The organism is Spirillospora sp. CA-128828 (assembly GCF_050945415.1).
Taxonomy (GTDB): domain Bacteria; phylum Actinomycetota; class Actinomycetes; order Streptosporangiales; family Streptosporangiaceae; genus Spirillospora.
The window spans coordinates 6,122,227-6,146,501 of sequence record NZ_CP191986.1; the positions used below are offsets into that span (position 1 = coordinate 6,122,227).

General features: G+C 73.2%; 21 protein-coding genes. 14 read left to right on the forward strand and 7 right to left on the reverse strand.

The genetic code is table 11. The features are described 5' to 3' along the window. Nucleotides 1-239 precede the first annotated feature (239 nt). Nucleotides 240-4,580, forward strand: a complete 4,341-nt coding sequence (locus tag ACQPXG_RS29690; protein WP_433462424.1) for an AAA domain-containing protein — start codon at nt 240-242, stop codon at nt 4,578-4,580. Here the strand turns inward: ACQPXG_RS29690 and ACQPXG_RS29695 are convergent. Further along, the gene (locus ACQPXG_RS29695) at nt 4,537-4,779 is read right to left on the reverse strand and encodes a hypothetical protein (RefSeq protein ID WP_433462425.1); all 243 of its coding nucleotides are present in this window, start codon (nt 4,777-4,779) and stop codon (nt 4,537-4,539) included. The genes ACQPXG_RS29690 and ACQPXG_RS29695 overlap by 44 nt on opposite strands. Before the next feature lie 80 nt (nt 4,780-4,859). Here ACQPXG_RS29695 and ACQPXG_RS29700 point away from each other — a divergent pair, with 80 nt between their 5' ends. After that, nucleotides 4,860-5,036, forward strand: a complete 177-nt coding sequence (locus tag ACQPXG_RS29700; RefSeq protein WP_433462426.1) for a hypothetical protein — start codon at nt 4,860-4,862, stop codon at nt 5,034-5,036. A 197-nt stretch (nt 5,037-5,233) separates the two neighbouring features. Beyond that, entirely contained in the window at nt 5,234-5,791 is a 558-nt protein-coding gene (locus ACQPXG_RS29705) for a hypothetical protein (RefSeq protein ID WP_433462427.1), read from the forward strand. A 50-nt stretch (nt 5,792-5,841) separates the two neighbouring features. Here ACQPXG_RS29705 and ACQPXG_RS29710 read toward each other — a convergent pair whose 3' ends face one another. Beyond that, a complete protein-coding gene (locus ACQPXG_RS29710) occupies nt 5,842-6,291 on the reverse strand; it encodes a limonene-1,2-epoxide hydrolase family protein (protein WP_433462428.1) in 450 nt (149 codons plus the stop codon). 51 nt (nt 6,292-6,342) lie between these two features. Here ACQPXG_RS29710 and ACQPXG_RS29715 point away from each other — a divergent pair, with 51 nt between their 5' ends. The 5 genes from ACQPXG_RS29715 to ACQPXG_RS29735 all read left to right on the forward strand — a co-directional run bounded on the left by ACQPXG_RS29715 (nt 6,343) and on the right by ACQPXG_RS29735 (nt 13,005). After that, the gene (locus ACQPXG_RS29715) at nt 6,343-9,513 is read left to right on the forward strand and encodes a BTAD domain-containing putative transcriptional regulator (protein WP_433462429.1); all 3,171 of its coding nucleotides are present in this window, start codon (nt 6,343-6,345) and stop codon (nt 9,511-9,513) included. Between the two features lie 68 nt (nt 9,514-9,581). After that, the gene (locus tag ACQPXG_RS29720; RefSeq protein WP_433462430.1) at nt 9,582-11,120 is read left to right on the forward strand and encodes an MFS transporter; all 1,539 of its coding nucleotides are present in this window, start codon (nt 9,582-9,584) and stop codon (nt 11,118-11,120) included. A gap of 105 nt (nt 11,121-11,225) precedes the next feature. Then, on the forward strand, nt 11,226-12,140 hold the full coding sequence (locus ACQPXG_RS29725; RefSeq protein WP_433462431.1) for an SPFH domain-containing protein: 915 nt from the start codon (nt 11,226-11,228) through the stop codon (nt 12,138-12,140). Beyond that, nucleotides 12,137-12,385, forward strand: a complete 249-nt coding sequence (locus ACQPXG_RS29730; RefSeq protein WP_433462432.1) for a hypothetical protein — start codon at nt 12,137-12,139, stop codon at nt 12,383-12,385. Before ACQPXG_RS29725 ends, ACQPXG_RS29730 begins: the two co-directional genes overlap by 4 nt. Further along, nucleotides 12,382-13,005 (forward strand): GOLPH3/VPS74 family protein, encoded by a 624-nt coding sequence (locus tag ACQPXG_RS29735; protein ID WP_433462433.1) that lies wholly within the window; start codon nt 12,382-12,384, stop codon nt 13,003-13,005. The genes ACQPXG_RS29730 and ACQPXG_RS29735 overlap by 4 nt, the downstream gene beginning before the upstream one ends. A 2-nt stretch (nt 13,006-13,007) precedes the next feature. Here ACQPXG_RS29735 and ACQPXG_RS29740 read toward each other — a convergent pair whose 3' ends face one another. After that, nucleotides 13,008-13,415, reverse strand: a complete 408-nt coding sequence (locus ACQPXG_RS29740; RefSeq protein ID WP_433462434.1) for an organic hydroperoxide resistance protein — start codon at nt 13,413-13,415, stop codon at nt 13,008-13,010. 139 nt (nt 13,416-13,554) lie between these two features. Between ACQPXG_RS29740 and ACQPXG_RS29745 the strand changes: the two genes are divergently transcribed. Together ACQPXG_RS29745 and ACQPXG_RS29750 are read left to right on the forward strand one after the other, a co-directional pair. Then, nucleotides 13,555-14,274 (forward strand): lysophospholipid acyltransferase family protein, encoded by a 720-nt coding sequence (locus tag ACQPXG_RS29745; RefSeq protein ID WP_433462435.1) that lies wholly within the window; start codon nt 13,555-13,557, stop codon nt 14,272-14,274. A gap of 56 nt (nt 14,275-14,330) precedes the next feature. Beyond that, nucleotides 14,331-15,167, forward strand: coding sequence for an ATP-binding protein (locus ACQPXG_RS29750; protein ID WP_433462436.1), 837 nt, complete (start codon nt 14,331-14,333; stop codon nt 15,165-15,167). Between the two features lie 8 nt (nt 15,168-15,175). On the opposite strand, the gene ACQPXG_RS29755 is transcribed toward ACQPXG_RS29750, so the two are convergent. Continuing rightward, nucleotides 15,176-16,597, reverse strand: a complete 1,422-nt coding sequence (locus ACQPXG_RS29755) for an MFS transporter (RefSeq protein ID WP_433462437.1) — start codon at nt 16,595-16,597, stop codon at nt 15,176-15,178. Nucleotides 16,598-16,705: 108 nt separating this feature from the next. On the opposite strand from ACQPXG_RS29755, the gene ACQPXG_RS29760 reads away from it, so the two are divergent. Together ACQPXG_RS29760 and ACQPXG_RS29765 are read left to right on the forward strand one after the other, a co-directional pair. Then, a complete protein-coding gene (locus ACQPXG_RS29760; RefSeq protein WP_433462438.1) occupies nt 16,706-17,284 on the forward strand; it encodes a TetR/AcrR family transcriptional regulator in 579 nt (192 codons plus the stop codon). 69 nt (nt 17,285-17,353) lie between these two features. Next, nucleotides 17,354-18,592, forward strand: coding sequence for an alpha/beta hydrolase family protein (locus ACQPXG_RS29765; protein WP_433462439.1), 1,239 nt, complete (start codon nt 17,354-17,356; stop codon nt 18,590-18,592). On the opposite strand, the gene ACQPXG_RS29770 is transcribed toward ACQPXG_RS29765, so the two are convergent. Then, the gene (locus ACQPXG_RS29770) at nt 18,582-19,631 is read right to left on the reverse strand and encodes a mechanosensitive ion channel family protein (RefSeq protein WP_433462440.1); all 1,050 of its coding nucleotides are present in this window, start codon (nt 19,629-19,631) and stop codon (nt 18,582-18,584) included. The genes ACQPXG_RS29765 and ACQPXG_RS29770 overlap by 11 nt on opposite strands. Before the next feature lie 165 nt (nt 19,632-19,796). On the opposite strand from ACQPXG_RS29770, the gene ACQPXG_RS29775 reads away from it, so the two are divergent. Beyond that, nucleotides 19,797-21,437, forward strand: a complete 1,641-nt coding sequence (locus ACQPXG_RS29775; RefSeq protein ID WP_433462441.1) for a CocE/NonD family hydrolase — start codon at nt 19,797-19,799, stop codon at nt 21,435-21,437. Between the two features lie 113 nt (nt 21,438-21,550). Here the strand turns inward: ACQPXG_RS29775 and ACQPXG_RS29780 are convergent, their stop codons facing one another. Together ACQPXG_RS29780 and ACQPXG_RS29785 are read right to left on the reverse strand one after the other, a co-directional pair. Beyond that, nucleotides 21,551-22,003 (reverse strand): peroxiredoxin, encoded by a 453-nt coding sequence (locus ACQPXG_RS29780; RefSeq protein ID WP_433462442.1) that lies wholly within the window; start codon nt 22,001-22,003, stop codon nt 21,551-21,553. Nucleotides 22,004-22,012: 9 nt separating this feature from the next. Then, nucleotides 22,013-22,621, reverse strand: coding sequence for a histone deacetylase (locus ACQPXG_RS29785; protein WP_433462443.1), 609 nt, complete (start codon nt 22,619-22,621; stop codon nt 22,013-22,015). Between the two features lie 195 nt (nt 22,622-22,816). Between ACQPXG_RS29785 and ACQPXG_RS29790 the strand changes: the two genes are divergently transcribed. After that, nucleotides 22,817-24,046, forward strand: coding sequence for a glycosyltransferase (locus ACQPXG_RS29790; RefSeq protein ID WP_433462444.1), 1,230 nt, complete (start codon nt 22,817-22,819; stop codon nt 24,044-24,046). Nucleotides 24,047-24,275 lie beyond the last annotated feature (229 nt).

Here is a 24,275-nt window from a genome sequence, read left to right on the forward strand (position 1 = left end):
ACCGTACGGCGACCGGGCGGGTTCCGCCAGAGCCCTGCGCTGCATCGTCGCGGCCCGGGTCAGCAGCCGATGACGCCGGCGAAGATGGGCGTTGGCCCGCGTCAGACCTCGCTCGATGGGGAGGGCAACCGGGGTGCGGCGGCGTGCGTCCCATCTAGGGCTTGCGATTCTCGGAAGACCGTCCTTCTGGCACTCTGGGCGGCAAACGGGGTGGAAGAGAGCGCGATGCGGGGGTGTGGATGGCCTTGGACACGCTGACGCGGGAGCGGATCGGGCATCTGTACGACTATCTGAGCGCGCTCGCTCAGGAGATCTACGCCAAACCCGTCCGGCATGTCGCGGACCACGATGTCGTCGTGTCTCCGGGCGACCTGCCGTCACATCCCGCCGTGCGCGTCGGGGCCGCGGCCGGGGATGCGTGGCTGCGCGTCGGCAAGGTGGGCAGGCCCCTGCCGCCCGGCCTGCCCACCGAGCTTCGCGAGCCGTTCCACGATGTGGTCCGGGACGATCCGTACACCCCGCCGGAGGCCCCCGCCGACCTCGCCTGGCGCGTCGGTGCTCCGGCCGAGGACGACCCTGCACCGGAACGGGCCCGTGCGGCGTTCGAGCGGTGGCGCGAGCAAGTGTGGACGCCCTGGTCCGAGACCGCGCGGGAGGCGATGGCCGCGCGGCGCCTGTACGAGACGCTGTTCCGGCTCCGCCAGCGGATGCGCACGGACGAGGCCACGCACGAGCTCGTGTGGGGCCACGGAATCCTCGGGTGGAACCACGGCGGGCACCGCATCTGCCATCCGCTGCTGATCACGAGAGCGCGGATCGCGTTCGACGAACGGTCCGGTGAGATCTCGATCGTCCCCGACGGGATGCCGGCGCTGGAACCGGACTGCGCGCAGGGTCTCGGCATCGCCGGCCTCGACCGGCTCAACGCGGTCGTCGAGGAAGTGCGCGACACGGCCGTCGACCCCTGGACGCCGGACGAGACGCGACCCCTGTACCGGCGCGTTCTCGCGCCGCTCGGTCTCGACGACCGGCTTGAGGAGGGCCCGGATCTGCCGGAAGTCGGCCCCTCGCCGGTCATCGCCGCGACGTGGCGGCTTTTCGTCCGCAAGCGCCGTGTCATGTTCCTGCGCTTCTTCGAGCAGCTCAAGGCCGCGGTCGCGGAAGGGGAACGGCTGCCCGCCCCGATGGTGGCGCTCGCCGCCGGGGAGGGCGCCGCGCGAGACGCCCTGGCGGCGGACGACGCCGGCTGGGCGCCGGTCGCCGAGCGGCTGCTGCTCCCCCTCGCCGCCAACGACGAGCAGGAGCAGATCGCCCGCAAGCTCGCCCGGCACAGCGGCGTCACCGTCCAGGGCCCGCCCGGCACCGGCAAGAGCCACACCATCGCCAACCTCGTCTCGCATCTGGTCGCGCACGGCAAGCGGGTCCTCGTCACCGCGCACAAGGACCAGGCGCTCGCCGTCCTGCGCGAGAAGATCCCGGCCGAGCTGCGGGACCTGTCCCTTGCGGTGCTGGGCTCGTCCTCGGCGGACCTCACCGAGCTACAGCGGTCCGTCCAGGCGATCACGGCCGCGGCCGACGGTGTCGACGAGGAGCGTGAGGAGAGGGCGACCGCCGCGCTCCGCGAGCGGCTCGAACACGTGGAGGGGGACGTGGCGGTGCTGCGCAAGCGGCTCCGCGAGTCGCTGGAGCGCGAGCAGGAGAGCCTGGAGGTCGGCGGGTTCCGGCGCACGGCGGCGGACGTCGCCGGCTGGCTCGCCGAGAACGAGGACGCCCTCGCCCGCATCCCCGACCCGCTGACCACCGCGTCCGCCTGCCCGCTGGACGCGTCCGAACTGACCGAGCTCTACTCCCTCGCCGCCGGGATCGGACCGCGCGACGCCGCCGCGGCGGTCATGGGTCTGCCGCCCGCCGGGCGGCTCCCCGCCGGCGGCGACCTCACCGCCCGCTGGGACGAGCTGCGCAGGCTCGGCGAGATCCTCGCCGGCCTCCAGGACTACGTCGCCGACCTCACCCGCGTCGACGGCGTCCCGCAAGAGGAACTTGCCGCGCTCGCCGAACACAGCGGGCACGCCGCACGCACGATCGAAGGGCTCCGGGAGCCGTGGCTGGCGCGGCTGCGCGAGCAGGTCGCCCAGAACCCTCAATGGCACGCCCTGTGGGAGGGGCACGCGCGGCGGCTCACCGAGGACACCGCGGAATGCGCGCGGTTCCGGGCGACGCTCGCCGGGTCGGCGATCGAGCTTCCGGCGGACGTCCCCTACCGCGAGACCCTCGCCCTGCTGGAGCAGGCGCGGGCCCGCTTCGCCCAGGGCAAAGGGGTCTCCCCGCTCGTGCAGCGCGGGCTCGCCCAGTTCCTCAGGGCCACGAGCCTGGACGGCGAGGCCCCGCGGACCGCCGCCGACGTCGACAAGATCATCGCGTTCGTGGAGCTGCGCAGGCGGCGTTCGACGGCCGCCCGGCTGTGGCAGGACGAGCTCGTCGCGGCGCTCGGCGCGCCCGTCCCCCCGGGCGGGGGCGGTGCCGTGGAGATCTGGATCGACGCGGAGGTCCAGAAGATCCACGCCGCGCTGGCCTGGGAGACCGATCACTGGCCGGCGCTGCGCGCTCGGCTGTCCCGTGTGCTCGCGGCCGACGCCGTCCCGGCACGGCCCGTCCCGGACGATCTGCACCGGCTCACCACCGTCCTCGGTGGCCTGCGGGCGCGGACCCGGCAGCGGCAGGTGCGCGCGGAACTCGACTCCCTCGCCGCCTACCTGACCGAGTCCCGCGGACGGGACGGCGCGAGTCCGCTGTGGACCGACCTCGTGACCGCGCTGGAACGAGGCGACGCCGCGGCCTGGGACTCCGCTCTCGCGACCGCGGCACGGCTCACCGCCCTCCGGCCGCGGGTGGCACGGCTCGACGACCTGCACGGCCGGCTCGCCACGACCGCACCGCAGTGGGCGCAACGGATCCTGGAGACCGGCGGGGACGCGGACGCCTGCGGCGACCCGGCGCGGCTCGAACCGCTGTGGCGGTGGCGGCAGGCGGAGACGTGGATCCGCGCGATCATCGACGCCGACGACCTCGGGCAGGTGCAGCGGCGTCTCGACGAGGCCCAGGAAGAGCGGCGCCGCGTCACCCTGGAGCTGACGCGCCGGTCCGCGTGGCTCGCGATGAAGCGGGGCCTCGGGCACACCCAGCGGCAGGCCCTCGTCGGCTGGCTGCAGACCCTCCGCAAGATCGGCAAGGGCACCGGGGCCAACGCCGGCAAGTGGCGGGCCGAGGCGCAGCGGCTCATGCCGGAGGCGATGGGCTCCGTCCCGGTGTGGATCATGCCGTACTACCGGGTCGCCGAGTCCTTCGACCCCGCCGTCGCCGACCCGTTCGACGTCGTCATCATCGACGAGAGCAGCCAGTGCGACGTGTTCGCCATCGGGCTCCTCGGCCTCGGCCACAAGGTCGTCGTGGTGGGCGACGACAAGCAGATCAGCCCGTCCGCGGTCGGCGTCCGCCGCGACCGCGTGGACGAGCTGATCCGCACGCACCTGCCGAGCTTCCCCAACTCGCTGCTTCTGGACATGGAGTCGAGCCTGTACGACGCGTCCGCGCGGCTGTTCCCGGGTGTGGTGCGGCTCCGCGAGCACTTCCGGTGCCTGCCCCGCATCATCGAGTTCTCCTCACAGCACTACTACGGCGGCGAGATCCAGCCGCTGCGGGAGGAGTCCGCCGACCGGCCGCCCGGGCCCGCCGTCCGCGCCGTGTACGTCCCGGACGGCGTGCGGCGGGACCTGGCGATCGGGAACGTGAACGAGGCGGAGGCGGACGCGGTCGTGGACCAGATCGTCCAGTGCTGCTCCGATCCCGCGTACGACGGCCGCTCCATGGGCGTCATCTCGCTGCTCGGGACGAGCCGCCAGGCCCAGCTCATCGACCAGCGCCTGCTGAGCAAGCTCGGCCCGGAGGAGTACGAGCGGCGGCTGCTGCGCTGCGGAGACTCCTACGGCTTCCAGGGCGACGAACGCGATGTGATCTTCATCAGCGTGGTGTCCGACGGGGAGGGCGCGCCGTTCACGTCCCGGCGGTACGAGCAGCGGGTCAACGTCGCCGCCAGCCGCGCCCGCGACCAGATGTGGGTGTTCCACAGCGTCCGGCCGCACCTGCTGCACCCGGAGGACCAGCGGGCGAAGCTGATCCGCTACGCCGCCGACGGGCAGCGGTCCGCCGGCCTCGCCCGCGACCTGGAGGCCCGCTGCGACTCCGACTTCGAGCGGCGGCTCCTGCGCATGCTGCTGGCCCGGAACCATCTGGTCACCCCGCAGCACCCGGTCGGGAACCTGCGGATCGACCTCGTCGTGCGGGGCGGCGGCCAGAAGCTCGCGATCGAATGCGACGGCGACAAGTTCCACGGGCCCGACCAGTGGGAGGACGACCTGCGCCGCCAGACCGTCCTGGAACGGCTCGGCTGGCGCTTCTGGCGCGTGCGCGGCAGCGCCTTCTACCGCGACCCGGAGGCCGCCACCGCCTCACTCTGGCCTTTGCTCGAATCCCTCGGCATCACGCCGGAGGCGAACGCCGCGCCGGGTCGCCCCGCCGGGTGAGAAGGTGATGCGCGCGTTCCCAGAGCGCGACGCTGTCGGCCTCCCGGCCGGTCAGGTAGGCGGCCGTGGCGGAACGTTCGAGGTCCGCCGGTTCGAGCGGCGCGTCCCGGTCCGCGTCGGCCAGGTGCGCGCACGCGTCCGCCCACCGGCCCGCGGCGAACGACCGCCGCCCCCGCTCCAGGACGTCAACCGTGGTCACACCTCCACCCCACCACACGAGCCCCCTGCCGACCACGCCCGCAGCCCGCGCAGGACGTCCCCGGAGTCAGCACGACCGACGTGGCGTCCGTGCCCGCGGCCGCCGCCGGGACGCTCGCCACCTGGCCTCTCCTGGCCACCGTCAGCGGCGAGCCCGCTCAGGGCGATGTCGTCACCGCGGCCTTCGCGGGCATCCTGCTGGGCGTCGCCGCCGGTGTGAACACCGCCGCGGTCGACGTCATCGCGCCGCCGTACTGAGCCGGGGGCGGGTGGAATCGGCAGTCACCGGCAGCCTTGTTCCGGCTCGGGTGTGCGGTATATGCGGCCCGGGCGGCGCCTTCTTGATCAACGTCGGTGGTGGTCATCGTGTCCGGAGGCCGGACGGTCCTCCTCGGAGGGCTGGCGTCATCCACGTGTCCGCAATACGTCGGGCCTGTCGCCAGCATACGAACAAAATGCCGAAAATTAAGCCTGCCCGGAAACGTACCTGGCTCGCCCTCGCCGCACTCGCGATCCTCGTGGGTCTCATCACGGGCGTGATCTCGATCCGCCCGCACGCCGAGCAGCCGGCAGCCGTCCCGCCGCCGGTCACGGTCCAGCCGAGCTCGTCCAGCGCATCGGGCGCCGGCGAGCCCTCATCCGCGGCGCCGACCACCGAGCCCGCCGCCACCTCGCCCACGCCGTCGGCCACCGGCACGTCCGGCCCGGCGGACGAGGGCATCGTGGTCGCCAAGTTCGACGACAAGGCCGAGGGCCCGTACCTCGTCCTCGCGCCGGTCGACGCCGACCCGGCCAGCCTGGAGAAGCTGGTGCTGAACGACAGCCTGCGGGACCTGGGCAAGGTTCAGACCTGGCTGCCGTACCACGACAAGCTCTCGAAGGTCAGCGTCTCCCAGGACGTCTTCAACCACTGCCAGGCGTTCAAGTCCAAGGCGGACTTCGCAGAACGCGGGCAGTACCAGACGTACCCGACGTGCGCGAACACGTCGAGTGCGACGACGACCGGCCGGTGACGAGCCGACCGGTTTGACGGGTGATCCCCGGGGCTGCGCGCCCCGGGGATCTACTTTTGTGCGTCCGCGGTCGCGCCTCGGCTCGGCCTTGTCCGCGGAGCGCGGGCGGCGGAGAGGGCGGCGGACAGGAGTCCCTTGGCGGAGGCCGCCAGGAAGGTGGTCCAGTCGAAGTAGTCCCGCCAGACGGTGATCTTGCCGTCGTGGACCTCGAAGGTGCCGCAGACCCAGAACTCGGCCCGCCAGGAGCCCTTCTCCAGGACGTCGGTGCGTTCGGTGAGGACGACCGGGCCGTTGGCGGCGATGCTGTGGACGCGGGCCTCGAAGCCGGTGCCGTGGCGGGCCATGGCGCGCAGGGTCCGCTCGACGGCGGGCAGGCCGCGAGCCGGGGGAAGCGGGACGTTCTGGTAGATCATGCCGGGGGCGGCGTGGCCGAGGGCCCGGTCGATGTCCAGCTCTTCGAGGGCGGCGAGGAAGTCGGTGACGGTCTGGATCTCGGTCATGGCGTCCTTCCGCGGGTCGGGAGGACCACGGTAGTGCGGGAGAATCGGGGCATGCGGTTCGGCATCTTGGGGCCCGTCGAGGTCTGGGCGGACGGGGCGGTCGTGCCGGTGGGCGGGCCGCTGGTGCGGGCGTTGCTGGCCATGCTGCTGCTGGACGCGGGACGGGTCGTCCCGAGCGAGCGTCTCATCGACGGGCTCTACGGGGAAGAGCCGCCGAGCGGGGCGGCCAACGCGTTGCAGTCGCAGGTGTCGCGGCTGCGGCGGGGTCTGAAGGACGCGGGGTCGGTCGAGGGGCTGCCGACGGGGTACCGGATCGTCGTCGACCGCGAGGACGTCGACGTGCACCGTTTCCAGGACCTGGCCCGAGACGCGAGGCAGGTACTGGCGGGCGGGCGGCACGAGGCGGCGGCCGGGCTGTTCGAGGAGGCGCTCGACCTGTGGCGCGGGCCCGCGCTGGCCGATGTGGTCGCGCCGTTCGCCGGGGCTCAGGCGGCGCGGCTGGAGGAGGATCGGGCCTCGGTCGTGGAAGAGTACGCCGAGGCGCGGTTGAAGGGCGGAGATCCGGGGGCGGTGGTCTCCCCGCTGCGCGAACTGGTGGACGCGCAGCCGTTGCGGGAGCGGGCGCGGGCGCTGCTGATGCGGGCCCTGCACGGGAGCGGACGGCAGGCGGAGGCGCTCGCGGTCTTCGAGGACGGGCGGCGGATCCTGGCCGACGAGCTGGGAGCGGACCCGTCCAAGGAGCTGGCGGACGTCCACATGGCGATCCTGCGGGGCGATCTGGAGACGGCGGCGGAGGCCGTCCGGGCGAACCTTCCGGCGCAGCTCACCAGCTTCGTCGGGCGCGAGGAGGAGCTGCGGCGCGTGGGGAAGATGCTCGCGGACGGGCGGCTCGTCACGCTGCTCGGGCCGGGGGGCGCGGGCAAGACGCGGCTGGCGATCGAGGCGGCGGGGCGGGAGGGCGGTGACGTCTGCTTCGTCGACCTGGCGCCCGTCGTCGCGGGCGAGGTGCCGAAGGCGCTGCTCGGGGCGTTCGGGCTGCGCGAGGGCGGGATGCGGCCGATGCCCGGCGAGCAGCCGCCGGACGCGGTGGAGCGGCTGGTCACGGCGCTGGACGGGCGGCGGATGCTCCTCGTCCTGGACAACTGCGAGCACGTCGTCGCCCCCGTCGCGGACCTCGCGCACCGGCTGCTGAGCGCCTGCCCGGAGCTGCGGGTGCTGGCCACCAGCCGGGAGGCCCTGGCGATCACGGGTGAGGCGCTGCGCCCGCTGCCGCCGCTGGAACTCCCGCCCGAGGGCACCCCGGCCGGGGAGATGCCGGGGTATCCGGCCGTCCGGCTGTTCCTCGACCGGGCCGAGGCGGTACGTCCCGGATTCGTGGTGGACGACGGCAACGCCGGCGCCGTGCTCGGGATCTGCCGGGCGCTGGACGGGCTGCCGCTGGCGATCGAGCTGGCGGCGGCGCGGCTGCGGTCGCTGCCGGTCGCGCAGGTCGCGACCCGGCTGGACGACCGGTTCCGGCTGCTGTCGCGCGGGAACCGGACGGCGGCGCCGCGCCACCAGACGCTCCGGGCCGTCGTCGAGTGGAGCTGGGACCTGCTGGACGAGGCGGAGCAGACCCTCGCGCGGCGGCTGACGGTGTTCTCCGGAGGTCTCACGCTGGACGCGGCGGCAGGCGTCTGCGACCTGGACGACGCCGACGAGCTGCTCGTCGGGCTGGCCGACAAGTCGCTGGTGCAGAGCGACGGGACGCGCTACCGGATGCTCGACACCGTGCGGGCGTTCTGCGCGGAGCGGCTGGCCGAGGCCGGGGAGAGGGAGCGGTTCGAGCGGGCGCACGCAAAGTACTTCGCAGGGCTCGCGCGGCGCGCGGACCCGCACCTGCGCGGCGCCGCGCAGCTGGAATGGCTCGACCTGCTCGCCGCCGACCACGGGAACCTGCACGCGGCGCTGCGGCGGATCGTCCGGCCGGACCCGGCGCTCGCGCTGCGGCTGATCGCGTCGCTGTCGTGGTACTGGTGGCTGCGCGGACGCGTCGAGGGCGCGCCGCTGGCGTCCGAGCTGCTGGACGTCGTCGGCGTCGACCCGCCGGACGGGCTCGACGAGGAGTACGTCCTGTGCGTCGCGAACGCGGTGTCGGGCGGGATCACCGGCGAGCACGCGGTGCTGTGCCTCGACCATGCCGCGGACCTGCTGCGCCGGATCGACCGTCCGCTGCGGTACCCGGTCGCGATCGTCCTGTGGGCGCTGACCGCCGGGCCCGACCGCACCGACCTCGCCGTTTTCGCCAAACAGGTCGGGGAGGACCCGTGGACGCGCGCGCTGGTCAGGATGAGCGACGGGTTCCTCGCCCAGTTCAGCGGCGACCTGGACGAGGCGGAGAGGGCGTGCGGCGAGGCGGTGCGCGGCTTCAGGGCCTGCGGCGACCGCTGGGGCACGGCCAACTCGATCGACCCGCTGGCGCAGGTGGCGGACTGGCGCGGCGACCGGGAGCGGGCCCTCGCGCTGCTGGACGAGGCGCTGGAGCTGCTCGGGGAGCTCGGCGCCCTGGAGGACACCGCCGACATCCTCTACCAGCGCGGCCTGGTCCGCATCCACGCCGGTGACCTGGACGCGGCGCGGGCCGAGTACGAGCGCGGCATCGAGCTGGCCCGCCGCGCGGGCACCCCGGACAAGATCGCGGGCGGCTACCTGGGGCTCGGCGAGGTCGCGCGGCTGCGCGGCGACGCCGCCGGGGCGCGCCGGCTGTACGAGACGGCGCTGAGCGGGTACACGTCCGAACGCTTCATCGCGGCCGCCGTGCGGGGCTCGGCGCTGGTCGGGCTGGGCCGGCTGGCGAACGGCGAGGGCGACCCCGGGCGGGCGCGCGCGCTGTTCGCCGAGGCGCTGGACATGTCGCTCGACCACCCGATCTTCGCCTATCGCGCGGCCGCCGCCACCGGGCTCGCCGACGTCGCCGCGGCGGAGGGTGACGGCGAGCGCGCGGCCTTCCTGCTCGGCGTGGGGAGGACGCTGCGCGGCATCACGGTGGCGGGCGATCCGGACGTCGAGCAGGTCTCCTCCTCCGTGCGCGCCGTGCTGGGCGACGAGGCGTACGAGAAGGCGTTCGGCAGGGGCGCCGCGCTCCCCCGTGACCAGGCCCTCGCCCTGCTGCTGGAAGACCGGCCCGGTCTCTCGCGGGAGGACGACCCCCCGCACCCCCCGCAAGAGCAGCCCGGCCGCTGACGGCCCGCGGTCCGCGCTGTCAGCGCGCGGTGCGGGGACGGTCAGCACGGCGGGCGAACGTTGCGGGCATGAACACCTCAGCCCGCAAATGGAGCACCTTCGCGATCTGCCTGCTGGTCGCGATCGTGCCGAACATCGACCTGACCGCGCTGAACCAGGCGGTCCCGCACCTGAGCGCGGACCTGCACCCCTCGTCCACGCAGATCCTGTGGATCGCCGACGCCTACGGGTTCGCGCTCGCCGGCCTGCTGATCACCATGGGCGGGGTCGGCGACCGGATCGGCCACAAGAGGCTGCTGCTGATCGGCACGGCGGTGTTCGCCGCCGCGTCCGCCGTGACCGCCTACGCGCCGAGCGCGGAACTGCTGATCGCGGCCCGCGCGCTGCTCGGCGTGGCCGGGGCGACGCTGATGCCGTCGTGCCTGTCGCTGATCCGGCGCGTGTTCACCGAGCCGAAGGAGCGCACGATGGCGGTCGGCGCGTTCGCCGGTGTCGGCGGTCTCGCGGTCGGGCTCGGGCCCGTCATCGGGGGCGCGCTGCTGGACCACTTCTGGTGGGGCTCCGTCTTCATGATCAATGTGCCGATCATGGCGGTGGCGTGCCTCGCCGGCGCGGCCCTGCTGCCCGAGTCGCGCAACCCCGTCCCCGGACGGCTCGACCTGCTCAGCGTGCCGCTGTCGGTGGCCGGCGTCCTTGGGCTCGTGTACGCGGTCAAGGAGGCGGCGGCGCACGGGCCGGACGAGGCCCGGGTCTACGTGTCGGCCGTGGTCGGCGTGCTGGCGCTGGCCGCGTTCCTCGTCCGGCAGGGCCGCCTCGCCGAGCCGCTGATCGACATCCGGCTGTTCCGCCGGGCCGCGTTCAGCGGGTCGGTCGTCACCAACATGTTCGCGATGTTCGCCCTGGTCGCCCAGTCGCTGATCTTCTCGCTGTTCTTCCAGCTCGCGCTCGGCTGGTCGCCGCTGAAGTCGGGCCTGGCCGGGCTGCCCGGCGCGGCGGGCGCCATGGTCGGCGGCGCCGCGCTGGCCCCGCCGTTGATCAACGCGTTCGGCCGGGCCCGGGTCGTCGCGGCCGGGATGCTGCTGTCGGCCGGCGGCTTCGGCCTCTTCCTGATCATCGGGCTGCACACCTCGTACTGGACGATGCTCCCGGCGATGCTGCTGTCCGGCATCGGGATGGGGATGGGGCTGACGGTCACCGCCGACACCGTCCTCGCGTCCGTCCCGAAGGACCGCTCCGGTGCCGCGTCGGCGATCTCCGAGACCGCGACCGAGCTGGGCGGCGCGCTCGGCATGGCGATCCTCGGCAGCGTGCTGAACGCGGTGTACCGGAACGTCCTGGACCTGCCCGCGGGCGTCCCGGCACCGGCCGCGTCCGCCGCCCGCGACTCGCTCGGCGCCGCCCTCCAGGCGGCCGCGAACCTGCCGGGGACGGTGGCCGCCCAGGTCTCCGCGGCCGCGCGGACCGCCTTCGTGGACGGCATGCACGCCGCCCTCCTGTGCAGCGCCGCCTTCGCCGCCCTGGTCGCCGTCTTCGCCCTGATCACCCTCCGCAACGTCCCCAAGGTCATCCCGGAGAACGAGGAGGCCGAGCCGGTCACCGTGGGCTGACCGCCCGATCCCGCCCCTGGCCCGGGGCGGGATCGTCCCGTCCGGAGGTCGAAAATGTGATATCACTTTGCTATGTTGGTGATAACGGATGACGAGGAGGACGGGATGGCCGACACGACGGCGAAGGTGGACATGCCGCGGCCGAAGATCGCGGAACGGCCCGCCGCGGACCGCGGCGGGTGGGCGATGCTCGGGATCGCGGTCCTGCTGCTGGTGGTGGGCACGGCCGCGGTGTTCGCCGCGGCGGCGGCCGGCGGGGGCGCCGCGATCGCGGCGGGCGTCACGGCCGGGTCGCTGCTGGGGCTGGCCGGGCTGGTCCTGGCGGCGGGCCTCACCGCCGTGGCGCCCGGCGAGGCGCGGGTGCTGCAGCTGCTCGGGCGGTACAAGGGCACCGTCCGCCACGACGGGCTGCGGTGGGTGAACCCGCTGACGAACCGGAGCCGGGTGTCGACGCGGATCCGCAACCACGAGACCGGGCTCGCCAAGGTCAACGACCTGGACGGGAACCCCATCGAGATCTCCGCGGTGGTGGTGTGGCAGGTCGCCGACACGGCGCGGGCCGTGTTCGAGGTCGACGACTTCGTGGAGTTCGTGGCGTTCCAGACGGAGGCGGCCGTCCGGCACATCGCGGGCAGCTTCCCCTACGACGCGCACGACCGGACGTCGCTGCGCGACAATGCCGACGAGATCACCGCGCAGTTGTCGGACGAGCTGGCGCAGCGCGTGGCGTCCGCCGGCGTGGAGATCATCGAGTCGCGGATCACCGGGCTGGCGTACGCGCCGGAGATCGCGCAGGCGATGCTGCGCCGGCAGCAGGCGGGCGCGGTGGTGGCCGCCCGGCAGCGGATCGTGGAGGGCGCGGTGGGCATGGTGCAGCTCGCGCTGGACCGGCTGGACGAGGAGAACGTGGTCGATCTGGACGAGGAGCGCAAGGCGGCGATGGTCAGCAATCTGCTGGTCGTGCTGTGCGCCGACCGGGACGCCCAGCCGATAGTGAACACCGGCTCGCTCTACCAGTGACGGAACGCAAGAAGGTCCTGCTGCGGCTCGACCCCGCCGTGCACGACGCGCTGGCCCGGTGGGCGGGGGACGACCTGCGCAGCACGAACGCGCAGATCGAGTTCCTGCTGCGGCGGGCGCTCGCCGACGCGGGGCGGATGCCGGGGACGGCGCGGCGGATGCGCGGGCCCGGCCGTCCGCGCAGGGCCCGCAACGGGGAAGACGAGGAGAACCCGCCGCCCGGCGGGGGCGAGGACCAGCCATGATCGATGTTCCCGATTCGCTGCCGGCGCGGATGTACCTGCTGGCGTACGACCTGCGGAAGCAGAAGATGACCAAGGGAGGCGCGGAGCTCGGCTACGTGCTGCGGGCGGCGGCGCTGACCGAGCTGTACCTGGACGGGCGCCTCGGCGAGGAGCGATGCAAGCCCGTTCCGGGAACGCCGGGCGACGACCCGTACGGCGTGCTGGCGCAGATCTCCGCGTCGCGGCCCCGGTCGTGGCGGCACTGGGTGCGCAAGGACGGCAGGGCCCTCGTGGAGACGGTCCGGGACGAGCTGGTGCGCGGCGGCTGGATCAAGGTGAGCACCCGCCGGACGCTCGGGCTGTTCCCGCGCCGCCGGGTCACGGTGAAGGACCCGCGGGTCGTCAAGGAGCTGTGGGGCGGGGCGTCGTCGGCGCTGCGGGGACGTCCGGTGGCGCACGTGAACAGCTACGACGCGGCGGCGGTGGCGCTGGCGGCGGCGGGCGAGCTGAAGAGCGTCCTGCCCGGGGCGGACCGGCGGCGGCACAAGCGGCGGATCGAGGAGCTGTCGGCCCGGACCGGGCCGGCGGCGGACGCGGTCCGCAAGGCGATCCGCCAGCGCAACGCGGCCGCCGCCGGGTGAACTCACTCGATGACCAGCTCCACCGGGATGTTGCCCCGGGTTGCGTTGGAGTAGGGGCAGACCTGGTGGGCTCGTTCCACCAGGTCGCGGCCGTTCTGCAGGTCGTCGGGGAGCTCGATCCGCAGGACGACGGAGAGCCCGAACCCGCTCTCGACGCTGCCGCCGATGCCGACCTCGGCGGTGACGGAGACGTCCCGGACGTCCTGCCGGGTGGCGCGCGCGACGGCGCCGAGGGCGCTGGCGAAGCAGGCCGCGTAGCCGGCGGCGAACAGCTGCTCGGGGTTGGTGCCGTCACCGCTGCCGCCCATCTCGCGGGGGATGGCGAGTGGCAGGCTGAGGCGCCCGTCGGAGCTGACGGCCTTGCCGTCGCGCCCGTTGGCGGTGGCCACGGCGGTGTAGTGGGTGTCCATGCGTCCTCCTTGAGTTGCCACCAATTCAATTGCGTGCAACCAATATACGGCAAGTGTGGGTTCCTACAACTTCGAGGGGCGTGAACTTGTATCGAGCGCGAGCGGCGGCGGGCACGGCGCCGCCATAGCCTGCTCGGACATGGACCCTGAACGCCTGATCTACCCGCTGATGAAGTACGTCGTCATGGGACCCGCGATGCGCGTCGCCTTCCTCCCCAAGGTGAGCGGCCTGCGGCACGTCCCGCGGATCGGGCCGGTGATCCTCGCGGCGAACCACCTGGGGTTCCTCGACTCGTTCGTCCTGCCGCTGATGGTGCCGAGACGGGTCTACTTCCTCGGCAAGCACGAGTACTTCACCGAACCGGGCGTGAAGGGCCGCGCCACGGCGACGTTCTTCCGCAGCGTCGGCGCGATCGCCGTCGACCGGTCCGGCGGGCGGGCGGCTCTGGACGCGCTCGACACCTCGGCGGCCGTGCTGGAGCGCGGCGGCGTGTTCGCGATCCACCCCGAGGGCACCCGGTCGCCGGACGGCCGGCTCTACCGGGGCCGGACGGGCGTGGCGCGGCTGGCGATGCGGACCGGCGCGCCCGTCGTCCCGGTCGCGATCGAGGGCACCGACAGGGTGCAGCCGCGCGGGCAGGCCGTCCCGCGGCCGGGACGGATCGGGCTGCGCATCGGCGCGCCGATGGACTTCGCCGGACGGGACGCGGGCGTCCCGCGCGGCAAGGCGGCCCGGCAGGTCACCGACGAGATCATGGAGGCGATCCAGCGGCTGTCGGGCCAGGAGTACGTCGACGACTACGCGCCCAGGCCGCCGGCCGGCCACACGCCGCCCCCGCCTGACCGTCCGCATGTTTGAGCGTGACCGAAAGGGCACGATTCAAGGGGACGGACGGAGATGATGTGGAAATCACCATGGACCTCCTGCTTCCCCGGGACGCCGCGAGCGTCCCGGCGACACGGAGGCTCCTGGCCGCGGCGCTCGCCGCGCTCGGCGTGGAGGACCACATCCGGAGCGACATCGAGATGATGCTGACCGAGGCGTGCACCAATGTGATCAAGCACGCCGAGCACGGCGCCGACTACACGGTGCGGGCCATGATCCAGGACCGGCGCTGCGTGATCAAGGTGATCGACTCGGGTGCCGGGTTCGACGCGGAGCGCGTCCCGCGGCCCGATCCGGTGGCGGAGCACGGGCGCGGGCTGCTGATCATGCGGACGCTGGCCGACGACGTCCGGTTCAGCTCCTTCCCGGAGGAAGGGGCGCTGGTCGCGCTGGAGAAGCACCTGACCTACGGCGAGGACAGCCTCGGCGGGCTGCTCACCGCCGGCAACCGGGTTCCCGTCATGACCGGCGCCGACCCGGAGACCGACGACGTCACCGCCCGGCTGTTCGAATTGGCCCGGGACGGCGACACCGAGCGGCTCGTCGGCTACGTCGACGCCGGGGCGTCCGTGAACCTGTCCACCGACCGGGGCGACACGTTGCTGATGCTCGCCGCCTGCCACGGGCACCCCGAGACCGTCCGGGCCCTCGCGGTGCGCGGCGCGGACCCGGACCGGGCGAACGACCTCGGCCGACGTCCCCTCGCGGGCGCGGTGTTCCGGAAGGAGACGGGCGTGGTGCTGGCCCTGCTGGACGCGGGCGCCGACCCGCGGGCGGGGTCGCCGTCCGCCGCCGACACCGCGCGGATGTTCGGCCACACCGAGTTCCTCGCGTGGTTCGACGAGTACGCTCCCCCGCCCGCGTAAGGCGTGACTCAGCGGCGCACGCGCAGGACCAGCGCCGCCACCAGCAGCCCGGCGGCGGCGAAGACCGCGCCCGTCGTGAACGCGGCGTCCATCCCCGCCACGACGTCGTGGCGGGTGGACGCGGAAGCGTAGGCCGTGACCGCGGCCGCCGAGCCGAGCGATCCGCCCGACCACAGCATGGTCTGGGCGACGCCGGATGCGGCCCCGGCCTGCTCCGGCTCCACGCTGGCGAGGATGGTCGCGTTCAGCGGCAGGACGGCCATCCCGCCGCCCGCGCCCATGAGCATGAACGGCACGAGCAGCCCGCCGGCGTAGCCGTCCCCCGGCCCGAGCCGCGATAGCCACAGCAGCCCGGCGGCGAGCAGGACGGTGCCGGTGACGACGAGCGGCTTCGCGCCGAGGCGCTGCATCACCCGCGGCGCCGTCCGGACGACCGCGAACTGCATCCCGACCATCGGCAGGAACGCGGCGCCGGCGCGCAGCGGCCCGTAGCCGAGCACCTGCTGCAGGTACTGGGTGAGGAAGAAGAACGCGCCGAACATCCCCGCCGCCAGGCAGAGCTGGGTCAGGTAGGAGGCGGCGCGGTCACGTCCGGTCAGCAGCCACAGCGGCATGATCGGCTGCCTGACGCGGGCCTCGACCGCCACGAACGCGGCGAGCAGGACCGCTGCGGCGCCGAACGCCGTGAGCGCCCGGCCGTCGCCCCAGCCGCCCTCCCCGGCCCTGATCAGCGCGTAGACGAGCGCGGTCATGCCGAGCGTGGACGCGACGGCGCCGCCCAGGTCGAACCGGCCGGCCTTCCGCTGCGTCCCGGTGAGGACCCGCGGCGCGACCAGCATCAGGACGAGTCCGACGGGGACGTTGACGAAGAACACCCAGCGCCACGACCCGGCCTCGGTCAGCACCCCGCCGACGATCATGCCGACGGCGGCGCCCGCGCCGGTGACCGCGGAGAAGACGCTGAGCGCCCGGACGCGGGCGGGGCCCTGGAAGTTCGTGGCGATCAGCGCCATCGCGCTCGGCGCGGCGAAGGCCGCGGCGACGCCCTGCAGGGTGCGGGCGGCGAGCAGCCACCAGCCGGCGCTCGCGAGCCCGCCGAGCAGCGACGCGGCGGTGAACAGCGCGATCCCGGCGGTGAAGGTGCGGCGGCGGCCGAACACGTCCCCGGCGCGCCCGCCGAGGAGCAGCAGCCCGCCGAATGCGAGCATGTAGGAGTTCTGGATCCAGGCGAGCCCCCCGGTGGACAGCCCGAGGCCCTGCCTGACCTCCGGGAGCGCGATGGTGACGACGGAGGTGTCCAGGCCGATCATGAGCTGGCAGCCGACGATGACGGCCAGGATGATTCCTGGACGATGATGGAGTGGCGGTGCGGTCTTCCCGGGAGCGGCGAACTCCCGGGGTGCGGCCGTCCGCTCGTTGGACGCGGTCAAGTCGGACCTTCCCGAGATTTAAGGAACGGCGAAGTACACTATGTGGGGAACGTACCACCGATTCGCACGAAAGAGAACGCTAGCGTTCACTATTTTCGGGACCGTGTCATGACCCCGGCCACCCGCCGCCGCGGCGGCGACCTGGAGGCGGCGATCTTCGACGCCGTGTTCGCGCAGCTGGAGACGGTCGGCTACCGGAGGCTCACCATGGAGGGCGTCGCGACCGCCGCCCGCACCGGGAAGGCCGCCATCTACCGGCGCTGGCGGTCCACCGACGAGCTCATCGCCGACGCGCTCAAGCACGTCCTGCCGGAGTCTCCGGCCGCACCCGCGACCGGCAAGGTGCGGGAGGACGTCCTGCAGATCCTCACGTGCCTGCGCGACACGATCGTCGCCTGCCGCGGCGCCGCGTTCCGGGTGCTGAAGGAGGAGACCGAGGAGGGCAAGGGCCTGCTGCACGACGTCATCCGCGACCGGTTGTCCCAGCCCATCCGCGACCTGCTGTTCCAGGCGCTGGAGGAGGCGGCGGCGCGCGGGGAGATCCGTCCCGCGGCGGTGACCCGGCAGATCGCGGACGTCGGCCCGTCGGTGATCGTCTACCGCAACCTCACCGAGGGCGGCCCCATGACCGACGACTACCTGGCGTCGGTCGTTGACGAGATCGTGATGCCGATCGTCCGCCCCTGACGAAAGTCGGGGTGCGCGGCAGCCGTTCGACCATGATCGGGAACCGGCCCGGCCCGCAAGGCTACGGGCATGCGATCACCTGCACAGCGGCTTCCGCTCGCCGTCGCCTTCGTCCTGGCCCTGTCCGCCTGCGGCGCGTCCGCGAACGCGGCGCGAACGGCCGCCACCCCGCCGGCCGCGTTCGAGCTGCCCCGGCCGACCGGCCCCTCCACGACCATCGGGACGACCGAGCTGCACCTGGTGGACGCCGGGCGTCCCGACCCCTGGGTGCCGGGGCGGACCCGCGAGCTGATGGTCAGCGTCTGGTACCCGGCGGCCCGGCCGTCGGCACGGACCGCGCCCTATCTGCGTCCCGGGGTCGCGGCGGCGCTCGAGCAGGTCGACGCGCTCGGCGTGTTCAAGGCCGGGACGGTCGACTGGCGGAGCGCCCGCACCCACGCCACCGAATCCGCCCCCGCCGACACGCGCCACGGCGCCCGGCCCGTCGTCCTGTACTCCCCCGGCTTCGGGGTCCCCCGCGCCCTCGGCACGACGATCGCCGAGGAGCTGGTCAGCCGCGGATACGTCGTGGTGACCGTCGACCACACCTACGAGACGGCGCCGGTGGAGTTCCCCGGCGGGCGGGTCGAGCCCCAGCGCCTTCCCGGGCAGGGTCCCGAACGGCTGAAGACCGCACTGCGCGCGCGCGTCCAGGACACGCGGCTCGTCCTCGACCGGCTCGCCGCCCTGCGCGGCGGGCACAATCCCGACGCCGAGGGACGGGCCCTGCCGCCCGGCCTCGGGCGGATCCTCGACCTGTCCGAGGTGGGCATGGTCGGGCATTCCGCGGGCGGGATCGAGGCGGCCGAGACGATGCGCGTCGACCGCCGCGTGGACGCCGGCATCGACATGGACGGCACCATGCAGTACGCCGAGAACGACTTCGTGCAGGTCGCCCGCACCGGCCTCGACCGTCCGTTCATGCTGATGGGGGCCGCGTCGGGCGGCTCCCCGCAGACGCACCGGACCACCCCGTCCTGGGGCTCGTTCTGGCGGCACTCGACGGGCTGGAAGCGCGATCTGAACGTGCCCGCCGCGAGCCACTACTCCTACACCGACGTCCAGGCCGTCCTGCCCGCGCTGGACGAGAAGCTGGACATTCCGGCGCGGGACCGCGCCGCCCTCGTCGGGACGGTCGATCCGGCGCGGATGACGGCGTCGGTCCGGGCCTACGTCACCGCGTTCTTCGACCGCGCACTGCGCGGCGAGCACCGGCCCATCCTGGACCGTCCGTCGCCCCGGTACCCCGATGTCCGGTTCATCCGCTGAGCGTGGAGCCCTCGGGCAGGATGATCTGGCGGCGGGGGTAGGGGATCCCGATGCCCTCCTTCTGGAAGCGGCGGTGCAGGCGCTTGACGAACTCGTGCTTGATCCGGAACTGGTCGCCGAACTCACCGGTGCGCAGGATGACGGTGAAATTGATCCCCGACTCGGCGAACGTGTGGAAGCGCACCAGGATCTCGGCGTCCTTCACGCCGCCCTCCACCTCGTTCATGACGTCCTGGCCGACCTCGATCACCATGCTCTCGACCTGCTCCAGGTCGCTCTCGTAGGCCACGCTGGCCTGGATCAGCAGCGACATGTCCTGAGCGGGACGGTGGTAGTTGGTGAGGATCGTGTCTGAGAACCGCTGGTTCGGAATGACCTCGATGTTGTCCGACAGCGTCCGGATGGAGGTGTTGCGCCAGTTGATGTCGACGACGTAACCCTCCTGGCCGGAGGACAGCTTGATGTAGTCGCCGGGCTCGATCGTCTTGGACGCGAGGACGTGCACGCCCGCGAACAGGTTGGCGAGGGTGTCCTGCAGGGCGAGCGCGACCGCGAGACCGCCGACGCCCAGGGCGCCGAGCAGCGGTGTGATCGACACGCCGACGCTCTGCAGCATCACCAGGATGCCGACGCCGAGCACCACCACCCGGGTGATGTTGGCGAAGATCGTCACGTTGGCGGCGACGCCCTGCCTGGCCAGCGCGATCGAACTGACCGACGCCGCGATCAGCCGGGCCAGCGCCAGCGAGATCACCAGGATCGTGAGGGCGGTCAGCACCTTGGCGGCCACGTCCAGCGTGCCGTTCGGCGGATGCAGCACCTTCACCGCACTCCACAGGCCGAGCAGAACCGCGAGGGGCATCGCGAGGTCCCGGATCAGCCGGGCGCCCAGGTCGTCCCACGCCCACCGGGTGTCGCCCGCCCGGAGGAACAGCCGGCCGGTCAGCAGCCGCAGGACCACGGCGATCGCGATCGCGGCCACCATCACGGCGGCGGCGCCGACGATTCGCTGCCAGGTCAGATCGCCCAGGTCACCCATGACGCGAGAAACTCTCCCTCCGGCCGGACGGCCCGGCCGCTGCCCGTCAAATCCCGTTTTGCGTGCTTATGCGCCCCCGATCGTAGTGAAACCCGGGAGCGGTGCGAGGGACATCACGGAGATGTGGCCGGGAGGCCCGGGCTACCCACCGGTACGATCGATCAAGTGGTAGGCGTGGGAATGATGCGCCGGCTCGGGGTCACGGCGCTGGGATTGCGGAACGGCCCCCACCGGGTGACGGTCGAGCGTGACCTTGAGGTGCCCACCGCCGACGGCGTGACGCTGCTGGCCGACCGGTACGCCCCCGCGGACGTCGAGAAGGCGCCGACGGTGCTCGTCCGCTCCCCCTACGGGCGGCGCGGGCCGTTCGGGCTCATGTGCGGGCAGGCGTTCGCGTCGCACGGGTTCCAGGCCGTGGTGCAGAGCGTCCGCGGCGGCTTCGGGTCCGGTGGCGTCTTCGAGGCCCTCGACGAGCGCGAGGACGGCATCGCCACCATCGGGTGGCTCACCTCACAGCCGTGGTTCGGCGGGACGTTCGCGATGCACGGCCCGAGCTACCTCGGCTACGTCCAGTGGGCCGTCGCCGCCGAAGCCGGGCCCGAGCTGAAGGCGCTGTCGATGCAGGTCACCGCCTCCACGTTCCGCGACGCGGTGAACGTCGGCGGTACCTTCGCCCTCGAATCCGCGCTCATCTGGGTCGACCTGACCGCCCGGATGAAGAACTCCCTCTCGGGCATCACGACCGGCATCATGTCACCGCGCCGCGCCCGGCGCGCCACCCTGTCGGGACGTCCGCTCGCCGAGCTCGACCGGCTCGCCACCGGTGAGCAGCAGCGCTTCTTCCAGGACCTGCTCGTCAACGGCCCCGACACCCCGTTCTGGGACAAACGCGACTTCAGCCCCACCGTCTCCCAGGTCACCGCGCCGGTGAACATGACGGGCGGCTGGTACGACATCTTCCTGCCCTGGCAGATGAAGGACTACGCGGCCCTGCGGGCCGCCGGGCAGCGCCCGTACCTGACGATCGGCCCCTGGTTCCACGCCGACCAGCGGATGATGCGCGGCTCGGTCGCCGACTCGATCAAGTGGTTCCGCGCCCATCTGCTGGACGACCCGTCCGAGCTGCGCGACCAGCCCGTCCGCCTCTTCATCACCGGCGCGGACGAGTGGCGCGAGTTCCCCGACTGGCCCGTCCCCGGAATGCGCGAGGAGCGTTGGCACCTGCACCCCGCGGGCGCCCTTTCCCCGGACACGCCGCCCGAATCCGAGCCCGACACCTACCGGTACGACCCGAACCACCCCACCCCGTTCCTCGGCGGCCCCACCCTGCTCGGCGAGACCCACCCGTCCACCGACCAGAAGCGCCTGGAACGCCGCCAGGACGTCCTGACCTACACCTCCGCCGTCCTGGACGACGACCTGGAGATCATCGGCCCGGTCACCGCCGACCTGCACATCCGGTCGAACCGCGAGCACACGGACTTCGTCGTCCGGGTGTGCGACGTCACCCCGGACGGCGAGTCCCTCAACCTCTGCGAGGGCATGCGCAGCCTCGTCCCCGGCACCCCGGAACCCGGCCCCGACGGCGTCCGCCACGTCGCCCTGGAACTATGGCCGGTCGGCCACCGCTTCCGCCGCGGCCACCGCGTCCGCGTCCAGGTCGCCAGCGGCGCCTACCCCCGCGTGGCCCGCAACCCCGGCACCGGCGCCCCCATGGGCACCGCCACCGAGATGCTCACCGCCGACCAGGAGATCTTCCACTCCCCCGCCCACCCCTCGACGATCACCCTCCCCATCGTCCGCTGACCCGAGCACCAACGGCGAAGGACGCAGCGAGCGCCAGCGAGCGGAGGCAGTCCCCGCGAAGAAGAGCGCCGTCCCACGGCGGACGCAGCGAGCGCCAGCGAGCGGAGGCCGCCTCATCTGTTGGCCCGTAGGGCTTCCAGGGCCTTGTCCGCGTGGGTGTTCATGCGGATCTCGCTCTTGATGACCGCGAGGACACGGCGGTCGGTGCCGATGACGAAGGTCTGGCGTTTGGTGGGCATGAGGGCCAGGCCGCGTTTGACGCCGAATCGGGCGCGGACGTCGCCGGACGGGTCGGACAGGAGAGGGTAGCCGAAGGAGTGCTTGTCGGCGAACTCCTTCTGCTTGGCGACCGGGTCGGCGCTGATGCCGACGGGATGGGCGCCCACCTCGGCGAGTTCGGCGACCAGGTCGCGGAAGTGGCAGGCCTCGGCGGTGCAGCCGGGGGTCATCGCGGCCGGGTAGAAGAAGAGGACGACCGGGCCCTTCTCCAGGAGGGTCGTCAGGGTGCGGGGTTCGCCCGTTTCGTCGGGCAGCTCGAAATCGTCAACGATGTCACCGACGTCCATGGGACGAACCTAGCCGAGGAGATCGCATATGTCCCGGGGCGTCCAGTGGCCGCGGGCGCCGGGGCGCCCGGCGAGATAGGACGCGGCGCGTTCGGCGGACCAGCCGTGCGCCTCGCGCAGGCCGTGCCCGAGCATGGTCAGGTAGGGGGCGGTGGGCGCGTTCGGCGGGTGCGCCGCCGGCGCGGTGAAGGTCAGCATGGGGTGGCCCGCGCGCTCGCCGACCTTCAGGACGGTCTCGTAGCGGCCCGGGCCGAGGCGCTGGCGGCCGCGGGCGACGGCTTCGGAGAGGTCATGGTCGGCGCCGATGTCGCGGCGCATCTCCTGGGAGAGGACGTCGCAGAACTGCCGGCGCGTCAGCAGGTAGGCACGGGCGGCGGCGCGTCCGGGAAGGGCGGGGTCGTAGAAGGCCATGCCACCGCCCCAGGTCAGCGACGTCAGCGCGAAGTAGATGCCGCCCGGCATCGTGATCGGATGCTCGGCGCCGGCGGGACGGGAGTCGCGGCAGCCGGTGTAGTGGCGGGCGCCGCCGCGCGGACGGCCGCCGGAGAGGTAGCAGCGGAATCTTTCGCGGTGGAGGTTCGAGCCGTACGCCACGTACCAGAGGGGTTCGTCGTCCATCGGGTCCAGTATCCCCGCAGGTCGGCGGCGACATGCACGTCTCGCCGGGGTTTGGAATCCGTTTCGCGAGGTTTGACGGGGAGGGCGGGCGGATATGAAGATTGCCGAGCAGGTGTCTACGACGCAGATACCTCCGTGCTTCCCCTGCGTAGCCCCGGAGGATCCGCCATGCACCGGCCGCTTAACATTGCTCTCGTGTCCGCCTCCGACCTTGACGGCGAACACCTGCAGTCAGTCCACGTCCGGGACCTCGCTCGTTCGCTCACCCGCCCGCTGACCGCCGGCGCGGAGCCGAACCAGGTCACCGTCTACGCCCGGCGCCAGGACAGGGCCGCGCGCGGCCGCGTCCGGCTCGCCCCGGGCGCCGCGCTCGTCCACCTTGAGGCCGGGCCCGCCCGCCCGCTCTCCGACGACGAACTGCTCCAGCACATCCGTGACTTCGCCGACGGGCTGCGACGCCGCTGGGCGGGCGCGGGACGTCCCGACATCGTGCACGCGCACGGCTGGATCGGCGGGCTCGCCGCCTGCGCCGTCGCCCGCGAGCTCGGCATCCCGTTCGCGCAGAGCTACCACGGCGTGGCCGCCGCCGAGCGGCAGGCCGGGCACCTGGTCCACCCGCACCGCGACCGCCTGGAGAAGGCCATCGGGCGCGACGCCGACCTGGTGGTCGCCGGGCACGCCGAAGAGGCCGGCGCGGTCGTGCGGATGGGCGTCCCGCGGCCGTCGGTCGCGGTCGTCCCCTACGGCGTGGACGGTGAGCAGTTCGCGCAGGCCGGCCCGGCGATGCCGCACGGCGACCGGCACCGCCTCGTGATGGTCTGCGACGACCTGGAGGGCGACGACGTCGCCACCGCGCTGCGCGCGCTGGTGCACGTCCCGGACGCCGAGCTCGCCGTCGCCGGCGGCCCCGCCCGCGAGGACCTGGAGGGCGACGGGGCCGTCCACCGGCTCCGGATGCTCGCCAAGGAGCTGCACGTCGCCGACCGGGTGATCTTCCTGGGCCGGCTGCCCCGCAAGAACCTGCCGAAGCTGCTGCGGACGGCGAGCCTCGTGCTCTGCCTCACCCCGCACCAGCCGTGCCCGTCGGTGCCGCTGGAGGCGATGGCCTGCGGCGTCCCCGTCGTCGCGACCCCGGCCGGCGGGAACGCCGACGAGGTCCTGGACCACATCACCGGCCTGCACGTCCCGGCGGGGCGGCCCGTCGTGATCGGGCGGGCCGTCCGGCACCTGCTGGCCGAGGAGACCACACTGCACGGCTACTCGATCGCCGCCGCGGACCGCGCCCGCTCCCGCTACTCGCTGGAGCGGATCGCCGCCGAGACGCTCCGCGTCTACCAGAAGGTCCTGCCCGTCCCGGAGCCGCAGCCGGAGGTCGAAGACGTGGCGGAGCACGAGACCGACCGGACCCCCGCCCTGGTCGGCTAACCGTCCTCCAGCCCCCACCCACCACCAATCAAAGGACGAGCTCCGCTCGGCACACCATCCTCCAGCCCCCACCCACCACCAATCAAAGGACGAGCTCCGCTCGGCACACCGTCCTCCAGCCCCCACCCACCACCAATCAAAGGACGAGCTCCGCTCGGCACACCGTCCTCCAGCCCCCACCCACCACCAATCAAGGGACGAGCTCCGCTCGGCGCACACTGCGGGCCCC

Excerpts from the sequence above, each read along its gene's own strand:
- ACQPXG_RS29710 (WP_433462428.1), bottom strand. The coding sequence starts at position 6,291 with ATGACCGAGATCCAGACCGTCACCGACTTCCTCGCCGCCCTCGAAGAG.
- ACQPXG_RS29720 (WP_433462430.1), top strand. The coding sequence starts at position 9,582 with ATGAACACCTCAGCCCGCAAATGGAGCACCTTCGCGATCTGCCTGCTG.
- ACQPXG_RS29750 (WP_433462436.1), top strand. The coding sequence starts at position 14,331 with ATGGACCTCCTGCTTCCCCGGGACGCCGCGAGCGTCCCGGCGACACGG.
- ACQPXG_RS29780 (WP_433462442.1), bottom strand. The coding sequence starts at position 22,003 with ATGGACGTCGGTGACATCGTTGACGATTTCGAGCTGCCCGACGAAACG.
- ACQPXG_RS29740 (WP_433462434.1), bottom strand. The coding sequence starts at position 13,415 with ATGGACACCCACTACACCGCCGTGGCCACCGCCAACGGGCGCGACGGC.
- ACQPXG_RS29765 (WP_433462439.1), top strand. The coding sequence starts at position 17,354 with ATGCGATCACCTGCACAGCGGCTTCCGCTCGCCGTCGCCTTCGTCCTG.
- ACQPXG_RS29770 (WP_433462440.1), bottom strand. The coding sequence starts at position 19,631 with ATGGGTGACCTGGGCGATCTGACCTGGCAGCGAATCGTCGGCGCCGCC.
- ACQPXG_RS29690 (WP_433462424.1), top strand. The coding sequence starts at position 240 with ATGGCCTTGGACACGCTGACGCGGGAGCGGATCGGGCATCTGTACGAC.
- ACQPXG_RS29735 (WP_433462433.1), top strand. The coding sequence starts at position 12,382 with ATGATCGATGTTCCCGATTCGCTGCCGGCGCGGATGTACCTGCTGGCG.
- ACQPXG_RS29785 (WP_433462443.1), bottom strand. The coding sequence starts at position 22,621 with ATGGACGACGAACCCCTCTGGTACGTGGCGTACGGCTCGAACCTCCAC.
- ACQPXG_RS29715 (WP_433462429.1), top strand. The coding sequence starts at position 6,343 with ATGCGGTTCGGCATCTTGGGGCCCGTCGAGGTCTGGGCGGACGGGGCG.
- ACQPXG_RS29705 (WP_433462427.1), top strand. The coding sequence starts at position 5,234 with ATGCCGAAAATTAAGCCTGCCCGGAAACGTACCTGGCTCGCCCTCGCC.
- ACQPXG_RS29760 (WP_433462438.1), top strand. The coding sequence starts at position 16,706 with ATGACCCCGGCCACCCGCCGCCGCGGCGGCGACCTGGAGGCGGCGATC.
- ACQPXG_RS29725 (WP_433462431.1), top strand. The coding sequence starts at position 11,226 with ATGGCCGACACGACGGCGAAGGTGGACATGCCGCGGCCGAAGATCGCG.
- ACQPXG_RS29745 (WP_433462435.1), top strand. The coding sequence starts at position 13,555 with ATGGACCCTGAACGCCTGATCTACCCGCTGATGAAGTACGTCGTCATG.